Below are 12,426 nucleotides of genomic sequence, written 5' to 3' on the forward strand. Positions count from 1 at the left end.
CCTGGCCCGCGGTCACAACACTGCCACGGCACCCGCCAACACCCCCTGCGGACCTGCAAAATGCAGGATGCACGATGGCCATTCATGCAATTTGCACGAACAGGCGCTTTTTGGATTTTTATAAGCTATTGTTTTTAAAGGATATTTTAAAAAAACGATACTGGCACAATCGCTGCACCTATCACTCCACGCTTGCCCTTCAAGAGCTAACGGAGCTGATAGACATGAGCCTGATCCAAGAAAAATTTTCTTCCCTGTTCTCCAACTTCGAAGTGACCACCCAACCACGCCCTGACGGTGGCATCCTGTTGACCCTGCGCAACAGCGAAGGCAAACAGTTCAAGCGTTCGATCTCCTACGCACAGTTGCACGCCGCCGACCAACTGTCGTGGGTCATCAGCGCAATTCGTCGGGACTTGGCCGAACAGGCCAGTGAGTTGCCACAGATCTCCATGCTGCAAAGCCAGAACCGCTTTGCCCTGCCGACTTACCACTGCGCGTAAGCCGCTTGCGCTGCACCTGTCCGGGCCGGCCCCACCTTGCGTGGGTCCGGCCCGTTGACGTTGTGCTCCCCGCTCAATCGTCCAGGCGCGGGAACTGGCTGGCGATCGCGTCGCCGGTCAGGCTGGCGTTCCAGCCCTGGGGGTTGTTGAACATGCGGATGGCCACCAGGTTCGGCCGCTCGCCCATGTCGAACCAATGGGCGGTGCCCGCTGGCACCGAGATCAGGTCATTCCTCTCGCACAGTACGGCGTACACATAGTCATCGATGTGCAGGTTGAACAGGCCCCGGCCCGCAACGAAGAAACGTACTTCATCCTCACTGAGGCGGTGCTCATCGAGAAAGCTGGCGCGCAGTTCGGCCTTCTGCGGATGGTCTTCATCGAGGCTGATGACATCCACGCTGGCGTAGCCACCCTCGGTCATCAGGCGATCGACCTGCTCCTGATAGGCGCTTATCACTTCTTGCTGGCTGGTGCCCGGTGCAACACGCCTGGTGGCAGGCCAGCGGTCGAAACGAATCCCCTGCTCGGCCAGGGTTGCAGCGATATCGTCGAAGTGGGTCAGGACCTTGTTCGGCAGGTCCGGACTGGATACGTGGTAGACGGACAGGCTGCTCATTACGGCAACTCCTCTTGCATGCGGGTGGCAATGATAACGGCTGCGGCCAAGGCTGCGACGCTGGCAATACTAAAGGTCAATGTGGGGCCCAGGGCATTCCAGCTATAACCCGAATACAGGGCCCCAGGGCGCCCCCGGTTCCCGCCAGGGCCGCGTACAACGCCTGGCCCTGGCCTTGCTGGCGGGCACCGAAACTGCGCTGCACAAAATGAATGGCGGCGGCGTGGAAACTGCCGAAGGTCGCCGCGTGCAGCACCTGAGCCAACAACAGCACCCCGAGGTGTTCCGCCAGGCTGCCCAGCAGCAACCAGCGCAGAGCCGCCAGCAGGAAGCTCGCCAGCAGCACCCGCCGCACGGAAAAGCGCGCCAGGAGCCAGCTCATCGCCAGAAACATCAACACTTCGGCCACCACACCCAGGGCCCAGAGCATGCCGATCACCCCGCGGGGATAGCCCAGGCGCTCCAGGTGCAGAGTCAGGAAGGTGTAATAGGGGCCGTGGCTCATCTGCATCAGTGCCACGCACAGGTAGAAAGCCAGCACACCGGGGCTGCGCAGTTGCCTGACAAAGCCCTCCCCGGCGTGCCGCGGCCCCTGCACCCGAGGCTGGGCGTTAGGCACCCACAGGCTGCTGAGGACGATGCCCGCCATGATCACCACCAGCGCTACCGGGTAGATGTCCAGGCTCAACCACTCGAACAAACGCCCCAGGACCACCACGGTAAGAATGAAGCCGATGGAGCCCCAGAGGCGGATCTGGCTGTAGCGCGAGGCCTGGCCTTGCAGGTGCGCCAGGGTGATCACTTCGAACTGCGGCAGCACCGCGTGCCAGAAAAAAGCATGCAGGGCCATGACCATGGCCAGCCAGGCATAGCTCTTGTCGACGAAGATCAGGGAGAAACAGACCAGGGTGCAGAACGCACCAAAACGCACGATCGCCAGGCGCCGCCCGGTGTAGTCCCCCAGCCAGCCCCAAAGGTTGGGCGCCACGCAGCGCATGAGCATGGGAATGGCCACCAGTTCGCCGATGCGCGCACTGGAGAACCCCAGGTGATCGAAATACAGCGCCAGGAATGGCGCGGTCGAGCCCAGCAGCGCGAAATAGAACAGGTAGAAACTGGAAAGCCGCCAGTAGGGAAGTGCCGCCACGGCCTTCAGACCGTGGCGACTGGCAGGACCGGCATTACAGCTGGCCCAGCACCGGCGTGCTGACGCGCACGTCGGCATTCTGGCCGCGGTGGCGCAGCAGGTGATCCATCAGCACGATGGCCATCATCGCCTCGGCGATCGGCGTGGCGCGAATGCCCACGCACGGGTCGTGGCGCCCCTTGGTGATCACGTCCACCGGGTTGCCGTCGATATCGATGGAGCGCCCGGGGGTGGTAATGCTGGAGGTCGGCTTGAGCGCCAGGTGAGCGACGATCGGCTGCCCCGAGGAGATGCCGCCCAGAATGCCGCCGGCGTTATTGCTGAGGAAACCTTGCGGGGTCAGTTCGTCACGGTGCTCGGTGCCGCGCTGGGCAACGCAGGCGAAACCGGCGCCGATCTCCACGCCCTTGACCGCGTTGATGCTCATCAGCGCATGGGCCAGCTCGGCGTCCAGGCGATCGAAAATCGGCTCGCCCAGGCCCGGCATCACCCCTTCGGCCACCACAGTGATCTTCGCTCCGACCGAATCCTGGTCTCGACGCAACTGGTCCATATAGGCTTCCAGTTCCGCAACCTTGTCCGGATCAGGGCTGAAGAAGGCGTTGTTCTCTACCGAATCCCAGGTCTTGAAGGGAATCTCGATCGGGCCCAGCTGGCTCATGTAGCCGCGAATCACGATGCCCTGGCTGGCCAGGTACTTCTTGGCAATGGCCCCGGCCGCCACGCGCATGGCGGTTTCCCGGGCCGAGCTGCGGCCGCCACCACGGTAGTCGCGGATGCCGTACTTGTGGTGGTAGCTGTAGTCGGCGTGAGCCGGGCGGAACAGGTCCTTGATCGCCGAATAGTCCTTGGACTTCTGATCGGTGTTGCGGATCAACAAGCCGATGGAACAGCCGGTGGTCTTGCCTTCGAACACCCCGGAGAGGATCTCGACCTCGTCGGGTTCCTGGCGCTGGGTGGTGTGGCGGCTGGTGCCAGGCTTGCGCCGGTCCAGGTCACGCTGCAAGTCCTCCAGCGTCAGTTCCAGGCCCGGCGGGCAGCCGTCGACAATGGCGACCAACGCCGGACCATGGCTTTCGCCCGCGGTGGTGACAGTGAACAGCTTGCCGTAGGTATTGCCGGACATGCAGGGAGCTCCGTGAAATCAGCCGAAATAACTCAATCTGGATTAGCGCGTGCGCCAGTATACGCAGGCTACCCAACTAGTTCATCCTCGAACCTTCTGCCTGTTACCGAGTCAAACCGGCACCTTATCCATGATGGCGCGATGATGCTGCGAGTTCTTCTCTTGAGCCTTTCCCTGTTCACCGGCCTGGTTCATGCGGCCGTCCTGCAACGCCCCGTGAGCCTGGACACCGGGCACGGTGAGCTGTACGGCTCGCTGCTGCTACCCAAGTCCGAGCAGCCGGTGCCGGTGGTGCTGATCATTTCCGGCTCCGGTCCCACTGACCGCGACGGCAACAACCCCGATGGCGGGCGCAATGACAGCCTCAAGCGCCTGGCCTGGGTACTGGCCAAGCACAACATCGCCAGCGTGCGTTATGACAAGCGCGGCGTGGCCGCCAGCCTCGCCGCGACCCCGGACGAACGTAACCTGACCCTGGACGCCTATGTGGCGGATGCCGTGGCCTGGGGCAACAAGCTCAAGGCCGATCCACGCCTGGGCCAACTGATAGTCCTGGGGCATAGCGAAGGCGCACTGATCGCCACGCTGGCGGCACCGCAGCTGAATGCCGCAGGCGTTATCTCGATCTCCGGAACCGCCCGCCCGGTGGACCAGATCCTGCGCCAGCAGTTGAGCTACCGCCTGCCACCGGCGCTGATGCTGCGCAGCAATGAGCTGCTGGACAGCCTCAAGGCCGGCAAGGTCGACCCGGATGTGCCCCCTGCCCTGCAAGTCATCTTTCGCCCCAGCGTGCAGCCTTACCTGATCACCCTGTTTCGCGAAGACCCGGCGGCGGCCTTCGCCCGCCTGAAGATGCCGGCGCTGATCATCCAGGGCAGCAACGACATCCAGGTCAGCGTCGATGACGCCAGGGTCCTCAAGGCCGCCAAACCGGATGCGCAACTGGCACTGATCGAAGGCATGAACCATGTGATGCGCATCGTGCCCAATGACCTCAAGCGCCAGCTGGCCTCCTACAAGGACCCGCAATTGCCGCTGGCAGCGGAACTGGGCAGCGCGATCATCGATTTTATTGACGGACTTCACACCCGTTAGGCTGTTTTTGCCCTCCAGTCCTGAAAAAAACGGCCGATAAGCCTTTGCCGGCCGTTCAATTGCTGTCGGCGCGCAGCGATTGGACAGGATCTCGCCGTTATGACTGATACCCCGAATTCACCCACCACCGAGCAGGAAGCCGCCGCCCCGGAAGCGCCGCCGCTGCCGTGGGCCGATGTGCAGGCCGAGCACCACAAGATGCTGCGCCTGGCCCCCTTGCAGACCGATCGCGCCACGGGCGGACGGCCTCTGCGCTTTGTCGAGTTCGGTTATGCCGAACGCAACAACAAAGAGCACAGCCTGCTGCGCATGACCATCAGCCTCCCCGGCCAACGGGTACGCAAGGAACAGAATCACCTGGATGTGTGGGTCGAGCACGACACTCGCCGGGTGCACTTCGAGCCCGAAGGCGGCCTGCAGGTCGAACCGTTGAACCGCGGAATCGGCCGTTTCCTGCTGGCCCAGGCAGCGCAGTGGGCCCAGAAGAAGTGGCCGCACTACCGGATCGACGGCTTCGACCTGGCGAACAAGGATGCCCTCAACGAAGACACGCGCCTGCGTCGTGACCACGTGCTGCGCACCCAGGGTTTCGATGTGGTGTATGCCGATGCCCAGTACCTCAAGGGCAGCGTCAAGGATGTCCAGGTGGGTGAACTGCTGGGCCAGTGGAATAGCGAAAAGCTGCAGTTCGTGGAGATTCTGGAAGCGGCGCAGATGCTCCAGCAGGCCGAACAGAATCTTGAAGAACTGGAAGTGAAGCTGCGCAAGCAGGAAGAGAAAGTCACCAAGTACAAGCGCGAGGACACCGGTCTGCGCTTCACCATCACCTGCCTGGTGGCCTTTGCGGTGTTCCAGGCCGGGCTGCTGATCTGGATTGCGACTCATCGCTGAGCCGTAACGCCTGACCGCCAGAGGCCCGCGTTGCGCGGGCCGGCAATCGGCTCAGACCCGGGACGCGAACAACGCCTGATGTTCGCGGCACTGCTCCGCGGTCAGCATGAACACACCGTGGCCACCGCGCTCGAAGTCCAGCCAGGCGAAGTCGACCTCCGGGTACAGCGCCTCGACATGCACCTGGCTGTTGCCCACCTCGACAATCAGCAAGCCCTTCTCGGTCAGGTGGTCCGCCGCCTCGGCCAGCATCCGCCGCACCAGGTTCAGGCCGTCCTCGCCACAGGCCAGGCCCAGCTCGGGCTCGTGCTGGTATTCATCCGGCATGTCGGCGAAGTCTTCGGCATCGACATAGGGCGGGTTGGACACGATCAGGTCGAAGCGCTGCCCGGGCAGGCCATCGAAGCCGTCGCCCTGGACCGTGAACACCCGCTCATCGACGCCATGGCGCTCGATGTTCTGGTTGGCCACTTCGAGGGCTTCGAAGGACAGGTCCGCCAACACCACCTCGGCATCACGGAATTCATAGGCACAAGCGATACCGATGCAGCCGGAACCGGTACACAGGTCGAGAATCCGTGCCGGCTCGCTGCCCAGCCAGGGCTCGAAACGTTTTTCGATCAGCTCGCCAATCGGCGAACGGGGAATCAGCACGCGCTCATCGACAATGAACGACATGCCGCAGAACCAGGCCTCGCCCAGCAGGTAGGCGGTAGGCACGCGCTCCTGGATACGACGCTTGAGCAGGTGCTGCACATGGACCAGCTCGTCGTCTTCCAACGCGCAATCAAGGTAGCTGTCGGCAATTTCCCAAGGCAGGTGCAAGGCGCCGAGCACCAGTTGACGGGCCTCGTCCCAGGCATTGTCGGTACCATGGCCGAAGAACAGATCCTCCCCATGAAAGCGGCTGACAGCCCAGCGGATATGGTCGCGCAAGGTGCGCAGGCGGGAAGTGATCACGGGACAGACTCCTGACAAAACGACCGGCGATTCTAACAGCCAAAACGCTTGCCGACGACGAATGAAAAACCAGCGACGGGCAATGGTGTTCAAGCGTTTTTTTCTCGGGAAGGCTGCATACCTTGCCCCACTTGACAAGGCTGCAGGCCAGCAACGGCGCACCTTACGTTAGTAGCGATTCACAGAAGCGCTCCGCCAGAGGACAATGGCGCAAAAGCCCCACTCACAGGAGCCCCAGAATGTCCGTTCCAAAGACGATGTTTCAACTCAGCGGTCGTGGTTATGCAGCGGCCAATTTGAGCCACGCGACCCTTGTGATCATCGACGCCCAGAAAGAATACCTCAGCGGCCCGCTGGCCCTGTCCGGCATGGACGCGGCAGTGGCCAACATCCGCCAACTGCTGGCCGCGGCCCGGGCTGCCGGTCGCCCAGTGGTGCACGTACGCCACCTCGGTACCGTCGGCGGCCTGTTCGACCCACAAGGCGAGCGCGGCGAGTTCATTCCCGGCCTTGAACCCCAAGGCGACGAAACCATCATCGGCAAACTGCTGCCCAGCGCGTTCCACGGCACCGAACTGGAAAAGCGCCTGCAGGACCTCGGTTCCCTGGACCTGATCGTCGCCGGTTTCATGAGCCACTCCAGCGTCAGCACCACCGTGCGCGCGGCCAAGAACCTGGGCTTTCGCTGCACCCTGGTAGAAGACGCCTGCGCCACCCGCGACCTGCCCTACAAGGGTGGCATCCTCAGCGCCGAGCACGTTCAGCAAACCGAAATGGCAATCATGGCCGACAACTTCGCCACCCTCGCCCAGACCGCAAGCCTGATCTGATCAGCCCTGGTGAGCGGCTGGCGGGCCGCTCATCCATAAACCCCTCGCCTTTGCAGCAATTGCCTTAGCCTCAGGAACCACCCGGTCAACTTCCGGTCGAAGGGCCGATACCCATTGAGGAAGGTCGGAATGAAGATATCCGATGGTTTTGACGCACGCCGATTGCGGCCCAAAAGCCCGCGAAACTGGCGGTTGCGCCTGGGTGCGGGATTCTCCGCGCTACTGGCGACATTTGGCGTGCTGCTGGCGATGGCCGGTACTGCGAGCCTGCTGGGCCGTGCCCCGGCGCTGGGGGAAATGAATGCCAGCCCGGCGGGCTCGGCGGTGATCCTGGTGGTCGGCCTGTTGCTGCTGTATGTCGGCGTGCGCTTGTGGCGGCGCTGCCGGCGGCGCATGCGCCAGCCCCTGGCGCTGAACATGGCGCCGCACCTGATGAAAAAACACGACTGACATTCCCGAGGCGCGATTTGCGCGCCTTAAGGTGTTCCGAGTTGGGTAAACTAGCCGCCCTTCGCGGAGGCTGACATGCAAGACGACGATTTTTCCCTGTTCAAAAACGAGATCCGCGGCGTCAAGCCGATCAAGCACGATCGTGCCGATACAGGCAAACCCAAGAGCGACCGGGCGCAGATCGCCAAGTTGCGCCAGGCGGCCACCGTACGCAGCGAGACCACCACGGTGGACGGGCTGTCCGACCAGTTCGTCATCGACGTGGGGCCGGAAGATGAGCTGATGTGGGCCCGCGACGGGGTCCAGGAAAGCCAGATGCGCAAGCTGAAGATCGGCCAGATCCCCTTTGAAGGCAGCCTCGACCTGCATGGCATGACCGTGGAAAAGGCCCGGGAAACCCTCTGGGCCTTTCTCGCTGAAGCCACCCAGTTCGAAATCCGCTGCGTGCGCGTCACCCACGGCAAGGCCGTGCGCCTGGACGGCAAGCGACCGATGATCAAGAGCCACGTCAACACCTGGCTGCGCCAGCATCCGCAGGTGCTGGGCTTCACTTCCTGCCAGGCCAGGCATGGCGGTACCGGGGCGCTGTACGTCATGCTCAAGCGCACCATGATGGAAGGCCGTGACGAATAAAGCCGCTGCATCACGCTTGCAGCGTCGTGTCCGCCACCGTACCCTTGCCCTTTGCGTAAAATCCCACAGGTAGTTTCATGTCCCTGGAACAGAATTACACCGCGATCCTCGGCCAGCTGGGCGAGGACGTCTCCCGCGAGGGCCTGCTCGACACGCCCAAGCGTGCCGCCAAAGCCATGCAGTACCTCTGCCGCGGTTATGCCCAAACCCTGGAAGAGGTCACCAACGGTGCCTTGTTCAGCTCCGACAACAGCGAAATGGTCCTGGTCAAGGACATCGAGCTCTATTCGTTGTGCGAACACCACCTGCTGCCGTTCATCGGCAAGGCCCATGTCGCCTACATTCCCAGCGGCAAGGTCCTGGGGCTGTCGAAAGTCGCGCGCATCGTCGATATGTATGCCCGCCGCCTGCAGATCCAGGAAAACCTCAGCCGGCAGATCGCCGACGCCGTCCAACAAGTGACCGGCGCCCTCGGGGTGGCCGTGGTGATCGAGGCCAAGCACATGTGCATGATGATGCGCGGTGTGGAGAAACAGAATTCGTCGATGATCACCTCGGTGATGCTGGGCGAGTTCCGCGAGAATGCCGCGACCCGCAGCGAATTCCTCAGCCTGATCAAGTAACAGGCTGCAGGCGAAAAAACCGGCGTTGATCGCCGGTTTTTTTTCGCCCGGGAAAAATCAGGTAAGCTGCCGCCCCTTCATTCATGGGCAAGAGGCAATAACCGTGATCGTCAAAGCGCTGCGAGTCGGCCTGGGCCAACTCATCATTTTCATCGACTTCATCACCCGCCCACGCAAGCAGCAGCGGGACGCCGCCGCTCAGGCGCAAGTCGTGGAAGCCGCCAAGGGCCTGACCCTGTACCAGTTTCACGCCTGCCCGTTCTGCGTGAAGACCCGCCGTACCCTGCATCGCCTGAATGTGCCGGTGGCCCTGCGCGACGCAAAAAACAACGAGCAGGACCGCCAGGCCCTGTTGGAGCAGGGCGGCAAGATCAAGGTGCCGTGCCTGCGCATCGAAGAGAACGGCCAGACCACCTGGATGTATGAATCCAAGGTGATCATCGGTTACCTGAACCAGCGCTTCGCGACCGTCTGACGCCCTCCCCCGGGGCTCTTCATTCCCGGGCCAACTGCAAGTCAAGCAAGGCCGCGCCCAGGCACTTGCCGTGGGCATCCAGCGCCAGGGAGCGGGTCACTCCGCCGCGCAGGATGCCCGGCAAGACAAAGTTCAAGGCCCGCACATTCTCCAGGACATAGCGCTGTACCGGCGCCGCATCGCTCCCCAGCAAGCCGGCGAAATATTGCGCCACGCGCTCGGCGGTAAGCTGCTCGCAAAGAAAGGCAAAGTCCTCGGCGCGGTAGGCAATCACCGAAATATTCGAAGTGTCGCCCTTGTCCCCGGTACGCGAGTGCGCCAAGTCACGCAATTTGACCTCATTCATGCCCGTACCTCCTGATGCAAGGTGACCCTGACGGCCTCCCGGGGCAGTAACAGCGAAGCCACCGCCACCACCTGCCGCAGGCTTTTACTGGCCCCGCCGCCACCAGCGGGCCCATTGGTATAGAGGGTTTCCACCTCATTGCCGACGCGCACCGCTTCGGCCTTGTCCGTGCAGCGAGCCGCCACCCGCAGGCGCACTTCCCAGGGTTCGGCAGGCGCTCGCTGGCCCAGTTCAACACCGTGCAAGGCATCGATGCCGATCAGCTCCGCGCGCACTTCCTGCATCTGTACCCCGGTCAGGGCCAGGCGTTCGAGCACGATATCCCGGGCCAGCCGCGCCCTGGCCACAGCCCCAGGGCCGCCATAGGAAATCTGCCCTTCGCCGATCCAGCCATCCAGGTAGCCGACGCTGACCTTGAGCCGCTCAGGCCGTGGGCTGCCTGCCGCCCCTTGCAGCCGCACCCGGTCCGGTGCCTCCTCGACAAAGCCCACCGCGGAAAAGTCGGCACAGACATCCGGCGTCAGGTAGGCCGCCGGGTCATGCACTTCGTAGATCAACTGCTCGGTACAGGTAGCGCTGCTGACCTGCCCCCGGAGCCCTTGACCTTGGTGATCAGCGCCGCGCCCTGTGCATCCACTTCGGCCAGGGGGAACCCCAGGCGCGCCAGACCGGCCACATTCTTGACCCCCGGATCGGCAAAGTAGCCGCCGCTGACCTGCCCTGCGCACTCCAGCAGATGCCCCACCAGGGTCCCGCGCCCCAGACGCAGCCAGTCATCCTCGGCCCAGCCGAACTCGAAGATCTGCGGCGCCAGGAACAACGAGGGGTCGGCCACCCGCCCAGTGATCACTACGTCGGCATCAGCCCGCAGCGCGTCGACGATGCCCTGGGCGCCCAGATAAGCATTGGCGGAAATCAGCCGCTGCCCCAGCGAGCCCAGGGTCTGCCCGTTGTCCAGCACCCACTCCGGCCGGGCCCGCAGAGTCTCGAGCACATCGTCCCCCAGCACCGCGATCACCTTGAGCCCTGGCAAGCCCAGCTCGGCCGCGATCCGTTGCACCTCGGCCACCGCCGCCAACGGATTGGCCGCCCCCATGTTGCTGATGATGCGCAAACGCCGCCCCGAGGCCGTGGCGCCGACAAAGGGCAGCACCCCGCGCATCCGTGCCCCCAGCAACGGGTCGTAGCCGCTGTGCGGGTCGGCCAGGCGCGCCTGCTGCGCCAGGGCGATGGTGCGCTCGGCCAGGCATTCGAACACCAGGTAATCCAGGTCGCCCTGTTGCGCCAACTCGATGGCGGGCTCGATACGGTCACCGGAGTAACCGGCGCCGGAGCCGATACGTAGGCTTTTCATCTTAAAAAACTCCCAGCAGCAGCGCGGTCAGGGTCATCAACACTGACACAGCGAATAGAAAGGGGATGGTGAAACGCTGGTGGTCGGCCAGTTCGATCTTGCACAGGCCCACCAGCAGGAAGGTCGCCGGGGTCAGCGGGCTTACCGGGAAACCGGTGGTGTGCACGCCGAGCAACGAAGCCTGGGCCACTTGCAGCGGGTCGACACCCAGGGCCTTGCCCACTTCGGCAATCACCGGCATCACCCCGAAGTAGTAGGAGTCAGGGTCGAACAGCATGCTCAGGGGCATGGACAGGAACCCCACCACAGTCGGAATCAGCTTGCCGTGACCGGCAGGAATCTGCGCCACCGCCACTTCGGCAATCGCCTTGAGCATGCCGCTGCCCTGCATGATGCCGGTGAACACACCGGCCGCCAGGAGAATGCTGGCCATGGTCAGGGCCGTCTTGGCATGAGCATCGATGCGTGCCCGCTGGGCCTCGACATCCGGATAGTTGATGCACAGCGCCAGCACCGTGCCGACCATGAACATCACCACCGGATCGACCCAGCCGGCAATCATCACCAGCATCACCAGCACCGTAAGCAGCAGGTTGATCCAGAAGCGCCCGGGACGGCGTAGCGCCTCTTCGGCGGGGCTCAATACCCGGGTCGGGATGCCTGCACCGGCCGTGGCATCGGCACCGAGCCCCAGGCGGCGCTCCTCCCGGCGGCCGAGCCACCAGGCGCTGGCGAAGACGAACAGCAGGCCGACGATCTGCACCGGGATCAGCGGCTGGAACAGATCCGCCACCGGCACATGCAGGGCCGCTGATGAGCGCAGTACCGGGCCGGTCCAGGGCAGGAAATTGCCCCCGCGGCCATCGCCGCGACACAGGCCAGAATCCGTCGATCGATGCCCAGCCGGGTATACAGCGGCAGCATTGCCGGCACCGTCACCAGGAAGGTCACCGCGCCGGAACCGTCCAGGTGCACCAGCAGCGCCAGAAGCGCCGTACCGACCACGATCCGCGTCGGCCGGGTGCCGACGGTACGCAGGATGCGGTCGATGATCGGGTCGAGCATGCCGGCGTCGGTCATGATGCCGAAGAACAGGATAGCGAACACGAACATGCCTACCACGGGGGCGACGTTCTTGATCCCGGTGACGATGAAGGCGCTGGTCTGCAGACCGAAGCCGCCGATCAGCGCGGCGATGATCGGCAGCGCAATCAGCGCGACCAGAGGCGACAGGCGCTTGCTCATGACGGCCGCGAGCAGGCAGAGAATGGTGATGACACCCAGGGTGGCGAGCATGGAGCAACTCCAGTGTGCCGCCTCTTCAAGCCGGGGCCGGAAGGCGGACGGTTATTGTTTTTCTGGAGTATTGAAATC

General features: G+C 63.5%; 12 protein-coding genes and 3 pseudogenes. 8 read left to right on the forward strand and 7 right to left on the reverse strand.

The window, feature by feature from the left end; genetic code table 11:
• The first annotated feature begins 224 nt into the window (after positions 1-224).
• The gene (locus KI242_RS22705) at positions 225-503 is read left to right on the forward strand and encodes a DUF3509 domain-containing protein (protein ID WP_015636588.1); all 279 of its coding nucleotides are present in this window, start codon (positions 225-227) and stop codon (positions 501-503) included.
• 73 nt (positions 504-576) lie between these two features.
• Here the strand turns inward: KI242_RS22705 and KI242_RS22710 are convergent, their stop codons facing one another.
• From KI242_RS22710 to aroC, 3 genes and pseudogenes are all read right to left on the reverse strand, one after another.
• Positions 577-1,122 carry an acireductone dioxygenase gene (locus KI242_RS22710; RefSeq protein ID WP_174395899.1) on the reverse strand — a complete coding sequence of 182 codons (546 nt, stop codon included), beginning with the start codon at positions 1,120-1,122 and terminating at the stop codon, positions 577-579.
• A pseudogene (locus KI242_RS22715) lies at positions 1,122-2,269 on the reverse strand (MFS transporter). The gene KI242_RS22710 and the pseudogene KI242_RS22715 overlap by 1 nt, the downstream one beginning before the upstream one ends.
• Before the next feature lie 34 nt (positions 2,270-2,303).
• Positions 2,304-3,395, reverse strand: a complete 1,092-nt coding sequence (aroC, locus tag KI242_RS22720; protein WP_011062618.1) for a chorismate synthase — start codon at positions 3,393-3,395, stop codon at positions 2,304-2,306.
• 141 nt (positions 3,396-3,536) lie between these two features.
• Between aroC and KI242_RS22725 the strand changes: the two genes are divergently transcribed.
• Positions 3,537-4,490, forward strand: coding sequence for an alpha/beta fold hydrolase (locus KI242_RS22725; protein ID WP_015636592.1), 954 nt, complete (start codon positions 3,537-3,539; stop codon positions 4,488-4,490).
• A gap of 99 nt (positions 4,491-4,589) precedes the next feature.
• Positions 4,590-5,381, forward strand: coding sequence for a hypothetical protein (locus KI242_RS22730; protein ID WP_212805588.1), 792 nt, complete (start codon positions 4,590-4,592; stop codon positions 5,379-5,381).
• A gap of 51 nt (positions 5,382-5,432) precedes the next feature.
• On the opposite strand, the gene prmB is transcribed toward KI242_RS22730, so the two are convergent.
• A complete protein-coding gene (gene prmB / locus KI242_RS22735; protein WP_011062621.1) occupies positions 5,433-6,341 on the reverse strand; it encodes a 50S ribosomal protein L3 N(5)-glutamine methyltransferase in 909 nt (302 codons plus the stop codon).
• A gap of 239 nt (positions 6,342-6,580) precedes the next feature.
• On the opposite strand from prmB, the gene KI242_RS22740 reads away from it, so the two are divergent.
• The 5 genes from KI242_RS22740 to KI242_RS22760 all read left to right on the forward strand — a co-directional run bounded on the left by KI242_RS22740 (position 6,581) and on the right by KI242_RS22760 (position 9,352).
• Positions 6,581-7,171 carry a cysteine hydrolase family protein gene (locus KI242_RS22740; RefSeq protein ID WP_011062622.1) on the forward strand — a complete coding sequence of 197 codons (591 nt, stop codon included), beginning with the start codon at positions 6,581-6,583 and terminating at the stop codon, positions 7,169-7,171.
• A 129-nt stretch (positions 7,172-7,300) separates the two neighbouring features.
• Positions 7,301-7,621: a hypothetical protein gene (locus tag KI242_RS22745; RefSeq protein ID WP_011062623.1), complete on the forward strand. Its 321-nt coding sequence runs from the start codon at positions 7,301-7,303 to the stop codon at positions 7,619-7,621.
• A gap of 75 nt (positions 7,622-7,696) precedes the next feature.
• Positions 7,697-8,254, forward strand: a complete 558-nt coding sequence (locus KI242_RS22750) for a Smr/MutS family protein (protein ID WP_011062624.1) — start codon at positions 7,697-7,699, stop codon at positions 8,252-8,254.
• A gap of 77 nt (positions 8,255-8,331) precedes the next feature.
• Positions 8,332-8,877: a GTP cyclohydrolase I FolE gene (gene folE / locus KI242_RS22755; protein WP_011062625.1), complete on the forward strand. Its 546-nt coding sequence runs from the start codon at positions 8,332-8,334 to the stop codon at positions 8,875-8,877.
• Between the two features lie 103 nt (positions 8,878-8,980).
• Positions 8,981-9,352 carry a glutathione S-transferase N-terminal domain-containing protein gene (locus tag KI242_RS22760; RefSeq protein WP_015636595.1) on the forward strand — a complete coding sequence of 124 codons (372 nt, stop codon included), beginning with the start codon at positions 8,981-8,983 and terminating at the stop codon, positions 9,350-9,352.
• 19 nt (positions 9,353-9,371) lie between these two features.
• On the opposite strand, the gene KI242_RS22765 is transcribed toward KI242_RS22760, so the two are convergent.
• From KI242_RS22765 to KI242_RS22775, 3 genes and pseudogenes are all read right to left on the reverse strand, one after another.
• Complete coding sequence (locus KI242_RS22765; protein ID WP_015636596.1) at positions 9,372-9,698, reverse strand: hypothetical protein; 327 nt, start codon at positions 9,696-9,698, stop codon at positions 9,372-9,374.
• Positions 9,695-11,052: pseudogene (locus KI242_RS22770) on the reverse strand (acyclic terpene utilization AtuA family protein). The gene KI242_RS22765 and the pseudogene KI242_RS22770 overlap by 4 nt, the downstream one beginning before the upstream one ends.
• A 1-nt stretch (position 11,053) precedes the next feature.
• Positions 11,054-12,348 (reverse strand): annotated as a pseudogene (locus KI242_RS22775) (SLC13 family permease).
• Between the last annotated feature and the right edge of the window lie 78 nt (positions 12,349-12,426).

Origin of the sequence: Pseudomonas sp. Eqa60, from assembly GCF_018326405.1 — a bacterium.
Classification (GTDB): Bacteria; Pseudomonadota; Gammaproteobacteria; order Pseudomonadales; family Pseudomonadaceae; genus Aquipseudomonas; species Aquipseudomonas protegens.

Coding starts and splice junctions, on each gene's coding strand:
- KI242_RS22745 (WP_011062623.1), top strand. CDS start 7,301: ATGAAGATATCCGATGGTTTTGACGCACGCCGATTGCGGCCCAAAAGC.
- KI242_RS22725 (WP_015636592.1), top strand. CDS start 3,537: ATGATGCTGCGAGTTCTTCTCTTGAGCCTTTCCCTGTTCACCGGCCTG.
- KI242_RS22750 (WP_011062624.1), top strand. CDS start 7,697: ATGCAAGACGACGATTTTTCCCTGTTCAAAAACGAGATCCGCGGCGTC.
- KI242_RS22730 (WP_212805588.1), top strand. CDS start 4,590: ATGACTGATACCCCGAATTCACCCACCACCGAGCAGGAAGCCGCCGCC.
- folE (WP_011062625.1), top strand. CDS start 8,332: ATGTCCCTGGAACAGAATTACACCGCGATCCTCGGCCAGCTGGGCGAG.
- KI242_RS22740 (WP_011062622.1), top strand. CDS start 6,581: ATGTCCGTTCCAAAGACGATGTTTCAACTCAGCGGTCGTGGTTATGCA.
- KI242_RS22765 (WP_015636596.1), bottom strand. CDS start 9,698: ATGAATGAGGTCAAATTGCGTGACTTGGCGCACTCGCGTACCGGGGAC.
- aroC (WP_011062618.1), bottom strand. CDS start 3,395: ATGTCCGGCAATACCTACGGCAAGCTGTTCACTGTCACCACCGCGGGC.
- KI242_RS22705 (WP_015636588.1), top strand. CDS start 225: ATGAGCCTGATCCAAGAAAAATTTTCTTCCCTGTTCTCCAACTTCGAA.
- KI242_RS22710 (WP_174395899.1), bottom strand. CDS start 1,122: ATGAGCAGCCTGTCCGTCTACCACGTATCCAGTCCGGACCTGCCGAAC.